This is a genomic window from Bacillus subtilis subsp. subtilis str. 168 (assembly GCF_000009045.1).
GTDB lineage: Bacteria > Bacillota > Bacilli > Bacillales > Bacillaceae > Bacillus > Bacillus subtilis.
This window is the reverse complement of the sequence record NC_000964.3, coordinates 2,326,682-2,346,191: the sequence shown is the minus strand read 5'-3', so window position 1 is coordinate 2,346,191 and position 19,510 is coordinate 2,326,682. Positions and strand designations below refer to the sequence as shown.

24 protein-coding genes and 1 other RNA gene are annotated in these 19,510 nt (G+C 42.5%); 18 read left to right on the top strand and 7 right to left on the bottom strand.

Going from position 1 to position 19,510, the window contains the following annotated elements:
• Nucleotides 1-60 precede the first annotated feature (60 nt).
• The 3 genes from dnaD to ypoC are packed head-to-tail and all read left to right on the top strand — an operon-like array spanning nucleotide 61 to nucleotide 1,928.
• Complete coding sequence (dnaD, locus tag BSU_22350; RefSeq protein ID NP_390116.1) at nucleotides 61-759, top strand: DNA-remodelling primosomal protein; 699 nt, start codon at nucleotides 61-63, stop codon at nucleotides 757-759.
• 18 nt (nucleotides 760-777) lie between these two features.
• Entirely contained in the window at nucleotides 778-1,437 is a 660-nt protein-coding gene (gene nth, locus BSU_22340) for an endonuclease III, apurinic apyrimidic DNA lyase (protein ID NP_390115.1), read from the top strand.
• A complete protein-coding gene (gene ypoC, locus BSU_22330) occupies nucleotides 1,434-1,928 on the top strand; it encodes a hypothetical protein (RefSeq protein ID NP_390114.1) in 495 nt (164 codons plus the stop codon). Before nth ends, ypoC begins: the two co-directional genes overlap by 4 nt.
• 75 nt (nucleotides 1,929-2,003) lie before the next feature.
• Here the strand turns inward: ypoC and ponA are convergent, their stop codons facing one another.
• Nucleotides 2,004-4,748: a peptidoglycan glycosyltransferase (penicillin-binding proteins 1A and 1B) gene (gene ponA / locus BSU_22320; protein NP_390113.1), complete on the bottom strand. Its 2,745-nt coding sequence runs from the start codon at nucleotides 4,746-4,748 to the stop codon at nucleotides 2,004-2,006.
• 21 nt (nucleotides 4,749-4,769) lie between these two features.
• Nucleotides 4,770-5,390: a Holliday junction resolvase gene (gene recU / locus BSU_22310; protein ID NP_390112.1), complete on the bottom strand. Its 621-nt coding sequence runs from the start codon at nucleotides 5,388-5,390 to the stop codon at nucleotides 4,770-4,772.
• Between the two features lie 40 nt (nucleotides 5,391-5,430).
• Between recU and yppC the strand changes: the two genes are divergently transcribed.
• Nucleotides 5,431-6,393, top strand: a complete 963-nt coding sequence (yppC, locus tag BSU_22300) for a hypothetical protein (protein ID NP_390111.1) — start codon at nucleotides 5,431-5,433, stop codon at nucleotides 6,391-6,393.
• Nucleotides 6,394-6,417: 24 nt separating this feature from the next.
• Here the strand turns inward: yppC and sspM are convergent, their stop codons facing one another.
• The gene (gene sspM / locus BSU_22290) at nucleotides 6,418-6,522 is read right to left on the bottom strand and encodes a small acid-soluble spore protein (RefSeq protein YP_054585.1); all 105 of its coding nucleotides are present in this window, start codon (nucleotides 6,520-6,522) and stop codon (nucleotides 6,418-6,420) included.
• A 198-nt stretch (nucleotides 6,523-6,720) separates the two neighbouring features.
• On the opposite strand from sspM, the gene yppD reads away from it, so the two are divergent.
• Both yppD and yppE read left to right on the top strand, forming a co-directional pair.
• Nucleotides 6,721-6,966 carry a putative sporulation protein gene (gene yppD / locus BSU_22280; RefSeq protein ID NP_390110.1) on the top strand — a complete coding sequence of 82 codons (246 nt, stop codon included), beginning with the start codon at nucleotides 6,721-6,723 and terminating at the stop codon, nucleotides 6,964-6,966.
• Between the two features lie 45 nt (nucleotides 6,967-7,011).
• Nucleotides 7,012-7,383, top strand: a complete 372-nt coding sequence (yppE, locus tag BSU_22270) for a hypothetical protein (RefSeq protein NP_390109.1) — start codon at nucleotides 7,012-7,014, stop codon at nucleotides 7,381-7,383.
• Between the two features lie 38 nt (nucleotides 7,384-7,421).
• Here yppE and yppF read toward each other — a convergent pair whose 3' ends face one another.
• Nucleotides 7,422-7,610, bottom strand: coding sequence for a putative sporulation protein (gene yppF, locus BSU_22260; protein NP_390108.1), 189 nt, complete (start codon nucleotides 7,608-7,610; stop codon nucleotides 7,422-7,424).
• A 187-nt stretch (nucleotides 7,611-7,797) separates the two neighbouring features.
• Here yppF and yppG point away from each other — a divergent pair, with 187 nt between their 5' ends.
• On the top strand, nucleotides 7,798-8,175 hold the full coding sequence (gene yppG, locus BSU_22250) for a putative spore coat protein; methionine-glutamine-rich protein (protein ID NP_390107.1): 378 nt from the start codon (nucleotides 7,798-7,800) through the stop codon (nucleotides 8,173-8,175).
• Nucleotides 8,176-8,195: 20 nt separating this feature from the next.
• On the opposite strand, the gene ypqA is transcribed toward yppG, so the two are convergent.
• A complete protein-coding gene (gene ypqA, locus BSU_22240) occupies nucleotides 8,196-8,615 on the bottom strand; it encodes a putative chaperone (protein ID NP_390106.1) in 420 nt (139 codons plus the stop codon).
• A gap of 137 nt (nucleotides 8,616-8,752) precedes the next feature.
• Between ypqA and ypqE the strand changes: the two genes are divergently transcribed.
• The 9 genes from ypqE to rlmKB all read left to right on the top strand — a co-directional run bounded on the left by ypqE (nucleotide 8,753) and on the right by rlmKB (nucleotide 16,117).
• Nucleotides 8,753-9,259, top strand: coding sequence for a putative phosphotransferase system enzyme IIA component (gene ypqE, locus BSU_22230; protein NP_390105.1), 507 nt, complete (start codon nucleotides 8,753-8,755; stop codon nucleotides 9,257-9,259).
• A 102-nt stretch (nucleotides 9,260-9,361) separates the two neighbouring features.
• A complete protein-coding gene (gene yprA, locus BSU_22220) occupies nucleotides 9,362-11,611 on the top strand; it encodes a putative ATP-dependent RNA helicase (RefSeq protein ID NP_390104.1) in 2,250 nt (749 codons plus the stop codon).
• 15 nt (nucleotides 11,612-11,626) lie between these two features.
• Nucleotides 11,627-12,868 carry a putative nucleic acid binding enzyme gene (yprB, locus tag BSU_22210; RefSeq protein NP_390103.1) on the top strand — a complete coding sequence of 414 codons (1,242 nt, stop codon included), beginning with the start codon at nucleotides 11,627-11,629 and terminating at the stop codon, nucleotides 12,866-12,868.
• A 100-nt stretch (nucleotides 12,869-12,968) separates the two neighbouring features.
• Nucleotides 12,969-13,097 (top strand): hypothetical protein, encoded by a 129-nt coding sequence (locus BSU_22205; RefSeq protein YP_009513975.1) that lies wholly within the window; start codon nucleotides 12,969-12,971, stop codon nucleotides 13,095-13,097.
• Nucleotides 13,098-13,180: 83 nt separating this feature from the next.
• Nucleotides 13,181-13,408 carry a spore coat protein (inner) gene (cotD, locus tag BSU_22200; RefSeq protein ID NP_390102.1) on the top strand — a complete coding sequence of 76 codons (228 nt, stop codon included), beginning with the start codon at nucleotides 13,181-13,183 and terminating at the stop codon, nucleotides 13,406-13,408.
• Nucleotide 13,409: 1 nt separating this feature from the next.
• Nucleotides 13,410-14,039 carry a hypothetical protein gene (ypsA, locus tag BSU_22190; RefSeq protein ID NP_390101.2) on the top strand — a complete coding sequence of 210 codons (630 nt, stop codon included), beginning with the start codon at nucleotides 13,410-13,412 and terminating at the stop codon, nucleotides 14,037-14,039.
• 77 nt (nucleotides 14,040-14,116) lie between these two features.
• Nucleotides 14,117-14,413: a cell division protein gene (gpsB, locus tag BSU_22180; protein ID NP_390100.1), complete on the top strand. Its 297-nt coding sequence runs from the start codon at nucleotides 14,117-14,119 to the stop codon at nucleotides 14,411-14,413.
• A 58-nt stretch (nucleotides 14,414-14,471) separates the two neighbouring features.
• Nucleotides 14,472-14,872, top strand: an RNA gene (gene rnpB / locus BSU_misc_RNA_35) — RNA component of ribonuclease P (RNase P) (catalytic subunit, ribozyme).
• Between the two features lie 87 nt (nucleotides 14,873-14,959).
• Nucleotides 14,960-16,117: a m(7)G2069 methylase of 23S rRNA gene (gene rlmKB / locus BSU_22170; RefSeq protein ID NP_390099.1), complete on the top strand. Its 1,158-nt coding sequence runs from the start codon at nucleotides 14,960-14,962 to the stop codon at nucleotides 16,115-16,117.
• Between the two features lie 52 nt (nucleotides 16,118-16,169).
• Here rlmKB and ypzG read toward each other — a convergent pair whose 3' ends face one another.
• Nucleotides 16,170-16,322, bottom strand: a complete 153-nt coding sequence (ypzG, locus tag BSU_22169; protein YP_003097754.1) for a hypothetical protein — start codon at nucleotides 16,320-16,322, stop codon at nucleotides 16,170-16,172.
• 163 nt (nucleotides 16,323-16,485) lie between these two features.
• Between ypzG and yptA the strand changes: the two genes are divergently transcribed.
• Together yptA and ypvA are read left to right on the top strand one after the other, a co-directional pair.
• Complete coding sequence (yptA, locus tag BSU_22160) at nucleotides 16,486-16,677, top strand: hypothetical protein (protein NP_390098.1); 192 nt, start codon at nucleotides 16,486-16,488, stop codon at nucleotides 16,675-16,677.
• A gap of 101 nt (nucleotides 16,678-16,778) precedes the next feature.
• Nucleotides 16,779-18,704 carry a putative ATP-dependent helicase gene (ypvA, locus tag BSU_22150; protein NP_390097.1) on the top strand — a complete coding sequence of 642 codons (1,926 nt, stop codon included), beginning with the start codon at nucleotides 16,779-16,781 and terminating at the stop codon, nucleotides 18,702-18,704.
• Between the two features lie 40 nt (nucleotides 18,705-18,744).
• On the opposite strand, the gene kduD is transcribed toward ypvA, so the two are convergent.
• Nucleotides 18,745-19,509: a 2-keto-3-deoxygluconate oxidoreductase gene (gene kduD, locus BSU_22140; RefSeq protein NP_390096.1), complete on the bottom strand. Its 765-nt coding sequence runs from the start codon at nucleotides 19,507-19,509 to the stop codon at nucleotides 18,745-18,747.
• Between the last annotated feature and the right edge of the window lies 1 nt (nucleotide 19,510).

The following is a 19,510-nucleotide window of genomic DNA, read 5'->3' as shown; positions in this document are numbered from 1 at the left end:
CAAGGGAGACTTTTTACAGTAAAGGGGCAATCACAATCCTTTACAGTAAGAGGTGTGACGATGAAAAAACAGCAATTTATTGATATGCAGGAGCAGGGAACATCAACCATCCCCAATCTTCTGCTCACGCATTATAAACAGCTTGGGCTTAATGAAACAGAACTTATTCTGCTGTTAAAAATTAAAATGCATTTAGAAAAAGGATCATATTTTCCTACACCGAATCAGCTGCAGGAAGGTATGTCAATTTCTGTTGAAGAATGTACAAACAGATTGCGGATGTTTATTCAAAAAGGCTTTCTGTTTATTGAAGAATGCGAGGATCAAAACGGCATCAAATTTGAGAAATATTCTCTTCAGCCTTTATGGGGCAAGCTGTACGAGTATATTCAGCTTGCACAGAATCAAACACAGGAAAGAAAAGCAGAAGGGGAACAAAAAAGCCTTTATACCATTTTTGAGGAAGAGTTCGCAAGACCGTTATCGCCTTTGGAGTGTGAAACGCTGGCGATCTGGCAGGACCAGGATCAGCATGACGCACAACTGATCAAACACGCGTTAAAAGAGGCTGTACTATCAGGAAAACTCAGTTTCCGCTACATTGACCGGATTTTGTTTGAATGGAAGAAAAATGGGCTTAAAACTGTGGAGCAGGCAAAAATACACAGCCAAAAATTCCGGCGTGTACAAGCAAAGCAGAATGAACCGCAAAAAGAGTATAAAAGGCAGGTTCCTTTTTACAATTGGCTTGAACAATAAAGTGAAAAGGTGACAATCGTGTTAAATCTAAAACAAATTGAATTCTGTTTAGACAAGATAGGTGACATGTTTCCTCATGCGGAGTGTGAACTGGTTCATTCCAATCCTTTTGAATTAGTGGTGGCTGTTGCTTTATCTGCGCAATGTACAGATGCACTTGTAAACAGAGTGACCAAAACATTATTCCAAAAATATAAACGGCCGGAAGACTATTTGGCTGTTCCGCTGGAAGAGCTTCAGCAGGATATTAAATCAATCGGTTTATATCGTAATAAAGCGAAAAATATTCAAAAGCTGAGTAAAATGATTATTGAAGATTACGGCGGAGAAGTGCCGAGAGACCGCGATGAGCTTGTCAAACTGCCAGGGGTCGGGAGAAAGACCGCAAACGTAGTGGTATCCGTTGCGTTTGGCGTGCCGGCCATAGCCGTAGATACCCATGTGGAGAGAGTCAGCAAACGATTGGGCATTTGCCGGTGGAAGGACTCGGTTCTGGAAGTTGAAAAGACGCTGATGCGCAAGGTTCCCAAAGAAGATTGGTCCGTTACGCATCACCGGCTTATTTTCTTCGGCAGATATCACTGTAAAGCCCAATCTCCGCGCTGTGCGGAGTGTCCGCTGCTTTCTTTGTGCAGAGAAGGGCAGAAGAGGGATAAAAAAGGACTGGTGAAACGATGACGCAAGCAAAAGAAGTGTTGGCTTCCTATGAGCAATACTTGCGCAGTCTTGGCCAGAAGAGTTCCTCGGATATGAAGAAAACCTTGCAGACCAATCCCGTGTATTTTGATTTCTGCACGGAATTACAAGGCGATTTGCCATGGGAGGACAGCGGGAAATACGTTCCGCTTTTATTTGAAGTGTGGGATGACATCAAAGCATCACTTCTCCCAGTCTTTCAAACACGAAAATCGAGATGTGACCAAAACGAAATGTTAAAGGGCATTGTGTGTTTGCTGGCTTCGTTACATTGGACAGCAGGTGAGCCGGTGAAATCGCTCGATTGGCAAGAACTGAGGGAGAAATCATATCCCGCAAAGCCGATTAATTGGGCTGAACGAGTGGAATTTATTCTTCTTAAGCCGACCCAATACCATTGCTTTATTCAGCTTGATGAGCTGATTACCGAAATGAAAAAGCATTTTTATAAATATCATGCGATGAATCGATAAAACCTCCTGTTAAAACGGGAGGTTTTTTATTGTGTACCAAAAAAGCCATCACCCCAAAGGTGACGGCTTTTTTGTTTAATTTGTTTTTTCAATGGATGATGAGTTTGTTTGTGTTTTATTAGATGTGTCTGTTTTATTTTTATTCGTGTCAGAACCTGTTGAATCATTCTTACCAGAGTTCGAATCACCATCCGACGTATCCTGGTTGTTACTGTTGTCGTTATCATTATCGTTTGATTGGTCTTGGTTATTGTTGTCGGACGGATTGGTGTTCGTATTGTCTTGTTTTTTGTCTTGATCGTTTGTTGAATCATCTGTCTGATCTTGATCCGTCTGACCGTCATCTTTTTGAGAATCATCAGTTTGTGTATCATCCTGAGTCTTCTCATCATCTTGTTTTTCATCATCCGTTTGTTGCTGGTCTTTTTTATCTTCATCGTCTTCAGCTTTTGGCACCTCATAAGATGTGGAAGCTGTACTTTTGCCATCATCACTGACGGCTGTTACTTCGAATTTGTATACAGATCCTGGCTGCACACCCGAAATAACTGCCTCTTTTGCAGAGCTGTTTTGAATTTCCGAGTAGCTGCCGCCGTCAACAGATTGCTTAACAGCAAAGGTCGCATCTCCGTCGTAATTCCAGCTTAACGTTAAAGATTGATTGTCTTTATCGTATTTCACGTTTAAACCAGACAGTTTAGCTGTTTCCTCTTTTTCTTCTTTCTCATATGTTTTAGAAACAGTAGAAGGAGCTGTGCCTTTAACAAAGTACTCTGTGAGCTTCTTATCGCTTGGCGTATTTGGCCCTGCCAGTTTTGCCGGATTAGAACCTTTTTCTACGGTGGCTTCCACTACGCTGTCAGGCTTCTCAAATGATCCGCTTCCGTCATCGACATCGGCGATGAGCTGGGCGAAGATGCGCTTTGCAACTTTTTGCTCTTCAGCTGAAAGTGATTTCTTTCCAGCCTCGTTTTCTCCCATTCCCGTCCAGACGGCAGCTGTATATTGCGGTGTGTAGCCAACGAACCAAGAATCTCGGGCGCCACCGCTAGCGATATTGTACCTTTTGACTTCATTATCATCAAAGTTAGTCGTTCCTGTTTTTCCTGCAACTTCTACACCAGGTACTTGTGCAAGCTGTCCAGTACCTGTCTTCACAGCTGTTTTCAGCATATCTGTAATCATAAACGCAGTATAATCACTCATGGCTGATTTTGATTTTGGTGTTAAGTCAAGCTTCGTGCCATCGTTAAATTCGATAGATTTTACAAAATGCGGTTCATTATACGTTCCGTTATTTCCAAACGCGCTGTATGCACCTGCCATTGTCAGAGGAGAAACACCATCGTTCCCACCGAAACCGCCAATAGAATAGGCCTCTGTTACATTATCTTTTGTTAAACCAAGCCCGAGTCCATTTGCAAAGTCTACAGCAGTATCTTTACCGACTGCCTGGAATGCTTTTAAAGCAGGTATATTTCTTGATTGGGCCAGAGCGTAACGCATTGAGATAGGCCCTAGATATTTGCGGTCCCAATCACGAATCGGTTTTCCGTTAGAATACGTATAAGCTGAGTCATCAATTTGTTCGTATGTGGACCATTTCTTATTTTCAATAACTGGTCCGTAGTCCAAAATCGGTTTTATGGTCGAACCAGGCTGTGCCTTAGTTTGAGTAGCATAGTTAAAGCCTCCGACAGGCTGATTGCGTCCCGCACCAATCGCTCGGACTTCTCCGTTTTTGGTATCGAGAAGCGTCACACCGCCCTGCATGCCTTCAGTAAATCCGACGGTGTCTCCGTCCATTAATTCATCTAGTTTATCTTGTGCTTTTGTATCTAATGTCGTATAGATCTTTAATCCGTCAGCAGATGGATCGACATCAGATTTTTCATCAATTTCCTTCATAACCTCTTCAACAAATGCGCTGTATTTGTTTGTACTTGCTTTTTCATATTCCTTCTGTGACACGACGCCTTCGTCTTTCACTGCCACTTTTTTCGCTTTGTTATATTGAGAATCAGAAATAAATCCTTGCTTTTTCATCAGACTGAGTACGATGTTCCGTCGTTTTTCCGCTTTATCCGGGTTTTTGACCGGGTTGTACGCTGTTGGGCTCTGCGGCATTCCTGCAAGCGTCGCAGCCTGTTCGACAGTCAATTTGCTTAAATCAGTAACGCCGAAAAATTCTTCCGCCGCTTTTCCGATTCCGTATGCTCTAGGAGAAAAATAAATCCGGTTTAAATACATTTCTAAAATTTCATCTTTAGAGTAATTGCGCTCCAGCTGAATCGAAAGCCATACTTCCTGCACCTTCCGTTTCAACGTCTTCTGATGTGAAAGAAGGGAGTTTTTGACGACCTGCTGGGTGATCGTACTTCCGCCTTCAGCCCCGAAGCCGTCTTTAAAGTTGGCAACTAATGCACCGCCGATACGGACAGGGTCAATCCCGTGGTGCTCATAAAAACGAGCGTCTTCTGTCGCGATAAAGGCTTCTTTTACAACATCGGGAATTTCATCTATCGAGACGTAGGTCCGTTTTTCGGCGCCGACTTCGGCGATCTCTTTTCCATTTTTATCATAAATCGTTGATGAATAAGGCGTCTTCAATTTGCTTTCATCAAGGGACGGCGCATCAGAAACCATGACGGCAAATGTAACAGCACCGCCGACTACGCCTAAAACAAACAGAATGAGTAAAGTGAAAAGGGTCTTTTTAAACAATCCGCCCTTTTTTCGTTTCTTGCCTTTTTTCGGTGAAGGACTCGATTTGCTGTTCGCTTTTCGTCGAGCTTCACGGCTGTTAAATTGATCTGACATAACATCTCAACCTTTCGTTAATCAACCTTTCGCACCAGATGATGGCGAAAAATAAAGCTGTTCAATAATACTAATATAATCAATTCTGGGTGCGTATCCAAGAGAAATCGGATAAGCTGTTTCTTCCAACTCATCTTTTCGAATTGATTTTCTGCCGTTTTTTTCTTTTCTGTCCCAGAAATAAAACAGCTTATCGGCTTCCAAAAAATAAACCTGGTCGAAAGCGGATATAATAACAAAACAAATACCGTCTTGAGCCTTTACCTGCTTCATATGCTCGATTTGATGGTCATGAAAATTCTGCAGGGGGAAAGAGGTCTTGTTTTTCGTTTCTTTCGCCTCAAAATCAATATACCGCCCTTTGTAAATCCCATTGTAGTCTGTTGTCGATGATTGTTTAAAGTAAGCTTCTTTAATCACTGCGGCACTTCTTTTTGGATAATGGACATTTACAATTTGAACAGGTGTCGGCTTTTTGTGTATAACGGCAATTTGGTTTGTCAGATAATACTTATTCGTTTCGTTTAAGTCATCTTCGAGGGTCATTCCGCGATTACTGTAAGACGGGGCCCTTTTCTGACTGTTTTGGGATGAAACCGAATGTTTCGGCTGAAATGTTTTTCCATTAGGATACCGAATCACTTTCTCATCCTCCTTATTAAACTAATCATGACGGAAGTGAATGAACGTGCAAGAACAACAGGCCATCAGAAAGCTTCTGAGCCGGATTGAGCGGCAGACAAAAATGAAAAACGCGGATAACATTTCAAGAACAAATGCTTATAAAGCATTTTACGACCGTCATCCGGAAATCAAATGGTCGCTTTTGGCTTCTTTCGTTTCTCGTAATGCCGGCTGGTCAATGACTGACTTAAAAGGCAGTCTGTTTCAGCTTGGACTCCGTGAGAGACAGCAAAAATGGTTCTTTTTAGCCTATGAAAGAGCGAACTGGCTTATTTTTTCGGATGCCTATCCGCAGCTTCTTTTATACCACTGGTCAAAAAGAGTTGGGAAACCGCTGTTTCATCTGCTGCATGTGTTTGGCGTCTCACAATTTATGTCGGAAGAATGGACCCGTTTTTGGCATGAGCGAAATACGGAGCGGCTAATGTATGCCCTCATTATAAATGAACAAAACACTATCCAAACACCTATTATACAAAATCCTTCGTTTAAAAAGAATGTTTTTGACACGATTCCTTTTTATTTAAGTGACTGGTTTCATTTTAACACCGTTATTTTTCCTTCCTCAAATGGGTTTTTTTACGGCATTTCAGTGAAACGCTTTTCAAAGGCGGAGGAAAGGATAAGGCTGGGAAAGCAGCTGTCTCAATTGCTGTTCAAGCCAGAATTGTTCTCCTCTTTTTATCACTTTTTGCACACAGTGCCGCACACAGGTTCCCGTTTTGATATGGAAAAGATGATCGGGATTACAAAAAGAACATCTCCTATGCTAAGGACATGCTACCCTGAGTTAATCCACTCATTAGACGGAACGAAAACAGATTGGTTTCATGGAAAGATAAAGAAAACGTTCTTTAGGCGCGAGGAATTGCCGAAGCAGATTGAATTGACAGACTGGTATTTACATAAAAAGCGCCAGCTTCATGCGCTTTTTGCGGTGGAGCAGTGGCTGAAAAAATAAAGAAGCAAGGAAATTCCTTGCTTCTTACGTAGAAGGGCGGTTCGGGCCGCCTAATTTTTTATCTAAAGAATCGATTGCCTTTGATTCAGTCTTTTTTTGCTGGCCGGCTTTTTTCGGTCTTGTTTTCATACGGCACCTCCTCACAAGTATCGTTTGCATTAATGAGGAGGATCATACAATTTTTGCGGGTGTTTTTGTCGAAAACTTCAGCTTTTCGTGGAATACCTGTTTGTTTGGCGATTTGCTTCTAGTTTTGTCATGAGGAAGGAAAGAGCCTTGAGAGCAAAGAATGTTAACCGGGAGAGACAAGGAAAGGGAGGTACACGAATGTCCGGTTATGTATGCAAGACAGATATTCTCCGTATGCTTTCTGATATAGAAGATGAATTAACGCGAGCTGAGCAAAGCCTGAATCATTCTGTAAATGCATTAGAGGCTGAGATGCGGGAAACGGAGAACGATCGCCTAAGTGTGCTCGAAGAAGAAATCATAGATCTTCATATTTGTATAAATGAGCTGTATCAATCGCCTGAACACAGGTATGCGTTTGAGAAGGTATACCGCATCGGCTGAATTTGTGAGTGAAATTTGGTACGATAGGCATTGAGGTGAAAGATATTGCTATCACAAACTTTGCTGGAAATGACCGAGCAAATGATTGAAGTTGCTGAAAAAGGCGCTGATCGGTATCAGGAAGGAAAAAACAGTAATCATTCTTATGATTTTTTTGAGACGATAAAGCCTGCAGTTGAAGAGAATGATGAACTGGCTGCTCGCTGGGCAGAGGGTGCTCTTGAATTGATAAAAGTCCGCCGGCCAAAATATGTGCATAAAGAGCAAATTGAGGCCGTAAAGGATAATTTCCTGGAATTGGTCCTTCAATCTTATGTTCATCATATTCATAAAAAACGATTCAAGGACATCACTGAGTCAGTCCTTTATACATTGCACGCAGTAAAGGATGAAATTGCAAGAGAAGACAGCCGGTAAAAGGCTGTCTTCTTTTCGTTTTTATAGGGGGCCGGACGTTAATTCATCTCATATGCCGGGCTTTCTGCTCCATTTGCTTCGAGAACCTTCATACTGTTACGAAACTCAGTTATGCTGAGATGTCCTTGAATATAGAGGAACTTGGCAAAGTCCATCAGTTTATTCATACAGTCTGTTTCATATTTCTTCATTTCTGCAAAACGTTTGCTTAAGTATGATACGTTCATTATGGTGCATCCCCTCTCATCTGTATTGAAAATATGGTACCATAATGATTCGACTTTTTTCTGTTTTTAAAAAATTTAAACTTTCGACACAATTTGACAAATGCTAATCATCACTTGTGACACAAACAATAGAAGTCATTCATACATATATAGAAGAGAAATATGTTGTGTTTAGGGGGGAATCGCAATGAACGGGAGCTCTCGAAGCTATCCTCGGCAAATGGGCTATTATTATCCTCAGCATATGCAAGGATATTATCAGCAGGCTGCACCCGGTTATTTAGAGCAACAACTGCCTCAGCAGCATTATGGACAGCAGGATTATTATCAGCCTTATGCTCCGATCCAGCCTATGCCTATGCAGCCGCCTGTATTTTCTAACCCTTATCCTATCCCAAGGCCTAATCAACAGCAGCCTTCACAATTTCAAAGCATTATGTCGCAGTTCAAAAAAGCCAATGGGCAATTTGATTTTAATAAAATGATGGATACGACAGGTCAAGTAATGAGTGCAATGAATCAGGTCGGATCTTTAATAAAGGGATTTACCAGCTTTTTTAAATGATAGAAGCATGAATGAATCGTTCATTCATGCTTATTTTTTGGAAAGAAAAGTGTCATTGTCTGCTCGTTCCAAGACGTTTCCATATCTTCTTGGCGAACTTCATAAGGCAGCTGAACCGTTCTTGTCATGCTTGTAAAGGTAGCCTCATTTTGGTGTTTCTGTTTTTCTTGGAGTGTTACATGGAGATACCTCGATTTAACATCAACGACGATCTCGCCATCTCGAAACGTCGCCGGAATGGTAATATCGATATACAGCCCAGTATCTCTTTCTCTGACATGTATGGTCGTCTGCACATCCTTTAAACTCGAGTTGATTAGGTTCTGAAATCCGTTTATAAGGTTGCCGAACGCTGAGGATTGAAAAAGAGTGTCGATTGCCTCCGTTATGATTTCTTCTTTCTTTTGCAGTTCGTTCTTTTTGTCATCATGGAATTCCAATATCGCCACCGCCTTTTTTAACCAGATTATGCGTCTATGCCAGATGTTGTTATAAATTGAAGCAAAATTGAAAGTGTGGTTAAATAGTGGTGAATGAAGGGATAACGGTTGAAGTGAATGAGAAGGGAGAAAATACATTGCTGAAAAAATTATTCGGAATGGGCAAAATTCAGGAAAAGGTGACAGAAGAGGTTATTTATTCTCCGGCAGACGGTACAGTAATGGACCTGTCAGATGTACCGGACCCTGTTTTTTCACAGAAAATGATGGGAGAAGGAATAGCGGTGGAACCTTCTAGCGGTGAAATCGTTTCTCCCGCTGAAGGTGAAGTCATTCAGATTTTCCACACCAAACACGCCGTTGGCATTCGGACTCGCTCGGGAATTGAGCTGTTAATTCATGTCGGGCTGGAGACAGTCAATATGAACGGAGAAGGATTTACTGCCCACATTAAAGAAGGGGATAAAGTGAAGGTCGGTGACCCGCTGATTACATGTGATTTGGAATTAATAAAAGAAAAAGCGAGCAGCACAGTCATCCCAATCGTTATAATGAATGGTGAGGCTGTAGGATCAATGGTATCGGCAGGCGAAAAGGCTGCTCGTAAAGGCGAATCAAAGCTCTTTACAATAAAAGCGAAATAAGCAGGGCGTATGCCTTGCTTTTTTTATTCAACTGTATAAAATTTGCACCTAGCCATGCAAACAAATATTCGGTAAACTGTACTTGACAAAGAGGTGTAAAGAATGAAAAAGAAATCACTGACTGAACTCATTTCTGATTTAAAAGGAAATGAAAACGTTGTGAATTGGCATGAAATTGAGCCTCGGGAAGCAAAAACAAGGCCTATGCCCGAAAGTATAGACGAGAGAATCAAAGCGGCCCTTTCGAAAAGGGGCATTGATGAACTATATACTCACCAATATTCCGCTTTTCAATATGTGCAAAAAGGAGAGAGCATCGTTACCGTAACGCCAACAGCATCAGGAAAAACGTTATGCTACAACCTCCCAGTCCTGCAGTCCATCGCCCAAGATGAAACAAACCGGGCGTTATATTTATTTCCGACTAAAGCGCTGGCACAAGACCAAAAGAGCGAGCTAAATGAAATTATTGATGAAATGGGCATTGATATTAAAAGCTTTACATATGACGGGGATACGTCTCCGGCAATCAGACAAAAGGTGAGAAAAGCAGGTCATATTGTCATTACAAACCCCGATATGCTGCATTCTGCCATTCTACCGCATCATACGAAATGGGTCAGTTTGTTTGAAAACCTTAAGTATATCGTCATCGATGAGCTTCATACGTATCGAGGTGTGTTCGGCAGCCATGTGGCAAATGTGATCCGGCGGCTGAAGCGGATCTGCCGGTTTTATGGAAGTGATCCAGTTTTTATTTGTACTTCCGCAACGATTGCCAACCCAAAGGAATTGGGAGAGCAGCTGACAGGCAAACCGATGCGGCTGGTCGATGACAACGGCGCACCGAGCGGACGCAAGCATTTTGTGTTTTACAATCCGCCAATTGTGAACAAACCGCTGAATATTAGAAGGAGCGCAACCGCAGAAGTGAATGAACTGGCGAAAGAGTTCCTTAAAAACAAAGTGCAGACCATTGTTTTTGCCAGAAGCAGAGTTCGGGTGGAAATTATTTTAAGCCATATTCAGGAGCTTGTGAAAAAAGAGATTGGAACAAAATCAATCAGAGGCTATCGGGGAGGCTATCTGCCGAAAGAGCGAAGAGAAATCGAAAGAGGACTGAGAGAAGGCGACATTTTAGGAGTGGTCAGTACGAATGCCTTAGAGCTTGGTGTTGATATCGGCCAGCTGCAAGTGTGTGTAATGACGGGGTATCCCGGAAGTGTTGCAAGTGCTTGGCAGCAGGCGGGACGAGCCGGCAGAAGACACGGTGAATCTTTGATTATCATGGTAGCCAATTCAACACCGATTGACCAATATATTGTGCGGCATCCTGAATATTTCTTTAATCGTTCGCCGGAATCTGCAAGAATCAATCCGGAGAATTTGATTATTTTAGTAGACCACTTAAAGTGTGCGGCTTATGAGCTTCCTTTTAGAGCTGATGAAGAATTTGGAGCCATGGAAGTCAGTGATATTCTTGAGTATCTTCAGGAAGAGGCTGTTCTTCACCGCAACGGCGAACGGTACCATTGGGCAAGTGAGTCGTTCCCTGCGTCAAACATCAGTTTGCGTTCCGCCTCCCAGGAAAATGTCGTTATAGTTGATCAGTCGGATATTGCAAATGTAAGGATTATCGGTGAAATGGACCGTTTTAGTGCGATGACGCTTTTGCATGATGAAGCGATTTATTTGCATGAAGGCGTTCAGTATCAAGTTGAGAAGCTCGATTGGGACCATAAAAAGGCGTATGTCAGAAAAGTCGATGTCGAATATTATACGGATGCAAACCTGGCAGTTCAGCTGAAGGTATTAGAAATCGATAAAACGAAAGAAAAAAGCCGTACGTCATTGCACTACGGAGACGTCACTGTCAATGCCCTGCCGACCATTTTTAAAAAAATAAAAATGACCACTTTTGAAAATATTGGGTCTGGACCTATTCATTTGCCGGAAGAAGAACTGCATACAAGTGCAGCTTGGCTCGAAATCAAAACAGCGGATGAAGACATCGGGGAAAAGACACTGGAACAGCTGCTTCTTGGCATCTCGAATGTGCTGCAGCATATTGTCCCTGTGTATATCATGTGTGATCGAAATGATGTTCATGTTGTTTCTCAAATTAAAGCAGCCCATACCGGATTGCCAACCATATTTTTATATGATCATTATCCGGGCGGTATCGGTTTGGCGGAGGAAGTCTTTAAACGTTTTTCAGACATTAATGAAGCGGCGAAACAACTGATTACACATTGTCCTTGTCATGACGGCTGTCCGTCTTGTATAGGTACGGAAATAGAAGGGATAAAAGCAAAGGAAAGAATTTTGCAGCTGTTGGATCAAATGTCGTAAGGAGGGAGGCCGGATATGTCATTAAAAGGGAAACTCCAACGGATGAAAAAGCACATGGCGCTCGACGAAGGAGAACAAAAAATAGAAGCAGGCAAACAAGAAAACCACTTTGATGACATCCCGTTTTTAGAAGAGTGGGAGGCTTTTGGCATGAAGCCTTTCATCTTCGAAGATGAATATTGCCTCATCAGAGAAGTAGAATATCCGCTTTCTCACCGCCATGGGTTATACAGCTTTTCTGAGCTTGAGGAAGTGATCACACTGTGGAATCAAAGCGGCCTGTCGCATACATTGTCAGCAAAAGGGTATAACAAAAACAACCTCTTTTTCTTTGATACAGAAACAACCGGTCTTGGGGGTGGAGCTGGGAATACCATTTTTTTGCTTGGGCATGCGAGAGTATATGAAGACCGAGTGACAGTCAAACAGCATCTTTTGCCCAAACCGGGGAACGAAGTCGCCTTGTACCAAAGCTTTTTAAGCGAGGTTGACATTACATCACTTGTGACCTACAACGGCAAAGCCTTTGATTGGCCGCAGGTGAAAACAAGGCACACCTTGATCCGTGACAGACTTCCGAAGCTTCCGGAGTTTGGCCACTTTGATCTTTTGCATGGAGCTAGACGCCTGTGGAAACACAAAATGGACCGTGTATCTCTTGGCACGGTTGAAAAAGAGGAGCTCGGCATCCGCAGGCTAGAAGACACACCGGGCTACTTGGCGCCAATGCTTTACTTTCATTTTATCAAGGCGCAAGAGCCGGATCTTTTAAAAGGTGTCCTGCATCATAATGAAATGGATGTGTTATCACTCATTTCATTGTACATCCATATGTCTAAAAAAATCCTTTCAGAATCACATGCGCCAAAAGAACACAGTGAAGCCTATGCTATGGCGAAATGGTTTATGGCTCATAAAGAAACGGACCAAGCGATCAAGCAGTTGGAAAGGCTTATAGAAAAATCGTTTGAGGACCAGGACAGTGCACGGCTGGATTTATCGCTCCTGTACAAAAAACAAAACCGCTTGGAAGAAGCAGTGCCGCTTTGGGAAAAGCTGTCCCGCTCGCAAAACCAGAAGTGCAGATACGCTGCTGTAATAGAGCTCGCGAAATATTTTGAGCATAAGAAAAAAGAATTCGGAAAAGCATTGCAAGTAGCAGAGCAATCGCTTAGCGATGCGGCATGCTTATCAGAGAAAGAAACTGAAAAACTGCATGTGAGAATTGCCCGGCTAAAGAGGAAATATTCCTCTTAAATATTCCCCGGGAAAGCGCAAAAGACGACTTGTTTCGCCATGAATTTTTTTTGCTGAATTCACATTGATTTTGTTGTAGAATAGCGGCGAATCCTGTAAAATGACGTTAGTTATTTTTAAAGGGAGAGTTGGTATGTATAAGGGTGTTTTTTACTTGTTCTTTGTTGTGGTATTTTTGATTGCTTTTGTGTTTTCAAACTTTAAAGACAGCTTAATTGCACACTTTTAAAATAGGTCTTTGCATCAGAACATGTACCCCTTATTTTTCATAACTTAGTATTGTAATAAAGTTTATGGAAAGGGGATTTTATCATGCATCACTGCAGACCGCATATGATGGCGCCAATTGTCCATCCTACTCATTGCTGTGAACACCATACGTTTTCGAAGACTATCGTGCCGCACATTCACCCACAGCATACAACAAACGTAAACCACCAGCATTTTCAGCACGTTCACTACTTTCCACACACTTTCTCAAATGTTGACCCGGCTACGCATCAGCATTTTCAAGCAGGAAAACCTTGCTGCGACTACTAGTATGGAAAACGTGCAGCTTGATGGTGTAAACAATGCAGCACAACAAATGGGGCCCACGGGAGCCCCATTTTTTAAAGCAGGTGAAATGATGAAAGTATTGGCAATAACGGGCTATAAACCGTTTGAACTGGGGATATTTAAGCAGGATGACAAGGCGCTGTATTACATAAAAAAAGCCATTAAAAACCGGCTGATTGCTTTTTTGGATGAAGGATTAGAATGGATTTTAATTTCGGGCCAGCTTGGAGTTGAGCTGTGGGCGGCAGAAGCTGCATATGATTTGCAGGAGGAATACCCTGACTTAAAGGTAGCTGTCATCACACCATTTTACGAGCAGGAAAAGAACTGGAAAGAACCGAATAAAGAACAGTATGAAGCAGTTCTGGCTCAGGCAGACTATGAAGCAAGCCTGACTCACCGTCCTTATGAAAGCCCGCTTCAATTCAAACAAAAAAATCAGTTCTTCATTGATAAGTCCGACGGGCTTCTGCTTTTATATGACCCGGAAAAGGAAGGCTCCCCTAAGTATATGCTTGGGACAGCGGAAAAAAGGCGCGAACAGGATGGCTATCCCATCTACTTTATTACAATGGATGACTTGAGAGTGACAGTGGAGGAAGACAGCTACTAACAATGAGAGAGAAATTTGACAACCGTACAGATTTCTGAAAAAATATATGTGATGATTCACGATACGAGGTGAAAAAGATGCTTGCTGATAAAGTAAAGCTTTCTGCGAAAGAAATTTTGGAAAAAGAATTTAAAACAGGCGTTAGAGGCTACAAGCAAGAAGACGTTGACAAATTTTTAGATATGATTATTAAGGATTATGAAACCTTCCATCAAGAAATTGAAGAACTGCAGCAGGAAAATCTGCAGCTGAAAAAACAGCTTGAAGAAGCCAGCAAAAAACAGCCTGTGCAATCTAACACAACAAACTTTGATATTTTAAAACGGCTGTCTAACTTAGAAAAACACGTTTTTGGCAGCAAGCTTTATGATTGATCACGCTTGAAAAAAATGGCGCTTGTAAATTGTAATCAGTTGTTATATAATAATTCATGTTCTTAACGTTCGGGTAATCGCTGCAGATCTTGAATCTGTAGAGGAAAGTCCATGCTCGCACGGTGCTGAGATGCCCGTAGTGTTCGTGCCTAGCGAAGTCATAAGCTAGGGCAGTCTTTAGAGGCTGACGGCAGGAAAAAAGCCTACGTCTTCGGATATGGCTGAGTATCCTTGAAAGTGCCACAGTGACGAAGTCTCACTAGAAATGGTGAGAGTGGAACGCGGTAAACCCCTCGAGCGAGAAACCCAAATTTTGGTAGGGGAACCTTCTTAACGGAATTCAACGGAGAGAAGGACAGAATGCTTTCTGTAGATAGATGATTGCCGCCTGAGTACGAGGTGATGAGCCGTTTGCAGTACGATGGAACAAAACATGGCTTACAGAACGTTAGACCACTTACATTTAAAATGATGAAAACAAGCTCTCCCGTATAAGGAGAGCTTTTATCTTGAAAAGAGAAAAGTTTTAAAAGACAGGGTGATACGATGAAGAAGTATACACTAATTGCAACGGCGCCGATGGGCATTGAAGCTGTTGTCGCAAAGGAAGTACGAGATTTAGGATACGAATGCAAGGTTGATAACGGGAAAGTTATTTTTGAAGGTGATGCACTTGCCATCTGCCGTGCGAACCTTTGGCTTAGAACAGCCGACCGCATAAAGGTTCAGGTTGCTTCTTTTAAAGCGAAAACATTTGATGAACTGTTTGAAAAAACGAAAGCGATTAACTGGCGCTCATTTATACCTGAAAACGGGAAATTCCCTGTCATCGGAAAATCGGTAAAATCAACACTTGCAAGCGTTCCTGACTGTCAGCGGATCGTCAAAAAAGCAATTGTCGAAAAGCTCAAGCTGCAGTCCGGCAAAGCCAATGATTGGATTGAAGAAACAGGTGCTGAGTATAAAGTGGAAATATCTTTATTGAAAGATCAGGCTTTGATTACACTGGACTCATCAGGGACGGGCCTTCACAAACGAGGATACCGTGTCGATCAGGGCGGTGCGCCGATTAAAGAAACACTTGCTGCCGCTTTGGTGCAATTAACCAATTGGACGCCTGACCGCCCGTTTGTTGATCCTTTCTGCGGCTCCGGAACAATCGCGATAGAAGCGGCGCTAATCGGCCAAAACATCGCCCCGGGATTCAACCGCGATTTTGTATCAGAGGATTGGGAATGGATCGGTAAAGATCTGTGGAACAAAGCGCGGCTTGAAGTCGAAGAAAAGGCAAATTATGATCAGCCGCTTACAATTTTCGCTAGCGACATAGACCACCGCATGGTTCAAATCGCAAAAGAAAATGCAGAGGAAGCAGGATTGGGAGATCTAATCCAGTTCAAACAGATGCAGGTCAAAGACTTTACCACAAATCTGGAATTTGGCGTAATTGTCGGCAACCCGCCATATGGAGAGCGTCTCGGCGAGAAAAAAGCCGTTGAGCAGATGTACAAAGAAATGGGGCAGGCGTTCGAGCCGCTTGATACTTGGTCTGTGTATATGCTGACATCAAATGAAAACTTTGAGGAAGCATATGGCAGAAAAGCAACGAAGAAACGAAAACTCTTTAACGGGTTTATTAAAACGGATTATTATCAATACTGGTCAAAAGTAAGACCGCAGCGCAAGAAAACAGAAAACGCATAAAAAGAAGACGCTCTGCATGCGTCTTCTTTCATCTTTCAGCCCTATTCTATCGTTACCAACGGTGAGCTTTCGCGTTGCTTCTCAATATAATGTTGGTTTGGGACATTTCAGTGTGACCGTTTACTTGAGACTTTGAACGTTTAGGCCGCGTCCAATTGTGATGAAACAGTTCAGAATGCTGATCTAATCGGTTTCTATAACTCATGTCAACATCACTCCCTGATAGAATATTGTTGATAAGACGGATAATCCGGAGACGGAATATCAAGTGTAGTTTGTGCATGTTTCGGTGATAACATGCGGTAAAGCATGTATATAAAATGAAAAGTTCGCATACAATGATGATTATTTCCATCAGAGGTGATCTCATGCTGAACAGCGAACATTTTAATCTTATTCAAAGGGCGCTTGACGCAACAGCAAACGAGCTGAAGGAGCTCGGGACTGATTCGTCTCCGTCTGTGATTTCGCATGCGCAAACTGATTTAGAAAAAGCGGTAGAACATATTTATTCAACAGACCATCCTTTTTTATCGTCGCATGTGATCAATCGTAAGTAAACTGCAAAAAACTTGGCATTGCCAAGTTTTTTATTGTATTCATCAGCGGAAAATGATATTATTGGTGGTCTGAATGTCGAATAGTTGGGGGTTGGAACTAGGTGACAACATCACGTTTGCCTTTTTCTTTAACGAAAACAAAGAATTTTTATGAAGAATTGAACAATTGGATTGGTGACGTGTTTTACGATATCCTTCCCGAAAAAGGGTTTGATCTTCGGGACGAGCAAGTATTTATGGCTTTTCAGCTGGAGCGGGCGTTTAAAGAGAAAAAAGTCATGTTCGCCGAAGCTGGAGTGGGAACGGGGAAAACGCTGGTATATCTTCTTTTTGCAATCAGCTATGCAAGGTATGTCGGCAAACCTGCCATCATCGCTTGTGCGGATGAAACATTAATTGAACAGCTGGTGAAAAAAGAGGGCGATATTTCTAAGCTGGCTGAGCATCTTGATCTGAAAATTGATACAAGGCTGTCAAAATCACATGAGCAATATTTATGCTTGAAGAAGCTTGAAAAAACAATGCAGCGTTCTGATGATGATAAATGGCTGGATCTTTATGAGTCGTTACCGTCATTTGTCCACGAGTCCCAGGCGATGCAGCGCTTTTATCCGTATGGCGACCGTAAGCAGTACGCAAATCTATCGAATGAAGAGTGGTCTGACGTAAGCTACGACTCGTTTCAGGACTGTCTGACTTGTGATATGAGACACAGATGCGGTCTGACACTTTCCAGAGATTACTACCGCAAGTCAACGGACTTAATCATTTGTTCCCATGATTTTTATATGGAGCATGTGTGGACGGAAGAATCACGCAAACGAGAGGGCCAGCTGCCGCTCTTGCCTGATCATAGTGCAGTTGTATTTGATGAGGGGCACTTGTTAGAGTTTGCTGCGCAAAAAGCGCTAACCTATAGAGTGAAGCAGTCTACTCTTGAATTGTTTTTAGAACGATTGCTGCAAAATGACATCAGAGAAGAGTTTGCAGAATTGATTGAAGATGCGCTTCTCGCAAACGACGAATTTTTCTATGTTCTTTCTGAAGAATCAAAGGAAGTAGCCGGTTCACACCGTTTAGAAATAAAAAATGACCATCGTGTCAAAAAGGCGGCGGACGAGCTTTGCCGTTTACTTGATAAAATCGGTGAGGCACTTGTATTTGAGTCTGAAATGTATACGATTGATCAATACGAACTGTCAGTAGTGGAAGAATATGTTGAACAAATGGCGTATTCATTATCTCTATATCAAAAGGATGCGATCAGCTGGCTGGAGAAAAAGGAAGCAGAATCAACCTTTGTCGTGATGCCGAGAACGGTAGCAGAAGTACTTGGCGAAAAAGTGTTTTCTAAGAAAATTCCTTATATCTTTTCTTCTGCTACGCTGTCAGAAGGCGGTTCGTTTGATTATATTGCCGACAGTCTTGGGATTCATGATTATTTGTCATTAACTGTTGATTCCCCTTATGATTATGACGAGCAAATGAGTATTAATCTATACGCAAAAACAGATATGGACGCTGAACAAAAAACGGCTGAAACGATTGAAACAATCAAACGATACAAAGGAAGAACGCTGGTGCTTTTCCCTTCTTTTGAAGAATTAAACGAGTTTAAAGAGCTGTCGGCGGCATGGGAGCTGCCGTATCCAATTTTCTTCGAAGGTGATGAGGAAATCAGCAGCTTAGTAGAGAAATTCCAAGAGGAAGAAGAAACAGTACTTTGTTCAGTTCACTTATGGGAAGGACTCGACATTCCCGGTGACGCATTGAAGAATGTTACCATTTGGTCATTACCGTTCCCGCCACACGATCCTGTATTTACAGCGAAGCGCAACGGAGCGAAAAAAGATCCGTTCGAAGAAGTTGATCTGCCATATATGTTGTTACGTGTACGGCAGGGCATCGGGCGCCTGATTCGCTCGAATCAAGACAGCGGCTCGATTCACATTTACGCTGGCGGAGAAAATGAACGCATCATTGATGAGGTCAAAAAGGTCTTGCCTGTTGAACCGCACATGATGTAATGGAAAAAAGCTGACGATCGTTCGTCAGCTTTTTTATTTGTCAGCGGGATAGCCAGCCGCCATCAACTGCTAAAATATGTCCATTTACATAATCTGAAGCACGTGATGCCAAAAAGACTGCAGTCCCCCCGATATCATCCGCTTGGCCCCAGCGGCCGGCAGGAATTCTCTTTAAAATGTCCTCATTTCGCTTTTCGTCATCCCGAATAGGCTTTGTATTCGCAGTAGAAATATAGCCTGGGGCGATTGCGTTGACCTGAATACCTGACGCTGCCCACTCATTTGCAAATGATTTTGTCAAACCGGCAACAGCGTGTTTGCTCGCGGTGTAAGCCGGAACGAGGATGCCGCCTTGAAAAGACAGGAGAGAGGCAATATTAATAATCTTTCCATGACCTCTTTTCAGCATGTGCCTGCCAGCAAGCTGTGTCAGAATAAACAGGCTGTTTAGATTGACATTCAGTACGTGCTGCCAGTTCTCTTCTGGAAAATCTTCCGCTTTTTCCCGATGAATAATGCCGGCATTATTGACAAGGATGTCGATCTGCCTGTTTTCAAACAGCTCAGCTGCAGAATCCTTTATCGCTTCCGGCTTGCTCATGTCCAATGTAAAAGATGTAAATATCCGGCCTTCCTGTTCCACAAGCTGCTGTGTTTCAGACAGACTGCTTGTATGTGATGTGCCGATAATATCAGCGCCAGCCCCGGCTAGGGCTTTGGCTATTCCTTGACCGATCCCTGTTCCCGGGCCTGTCACCAGCGCTGTTTTTCCTTTTAATGAAAAGGCGTCATGTAGATAACCCATC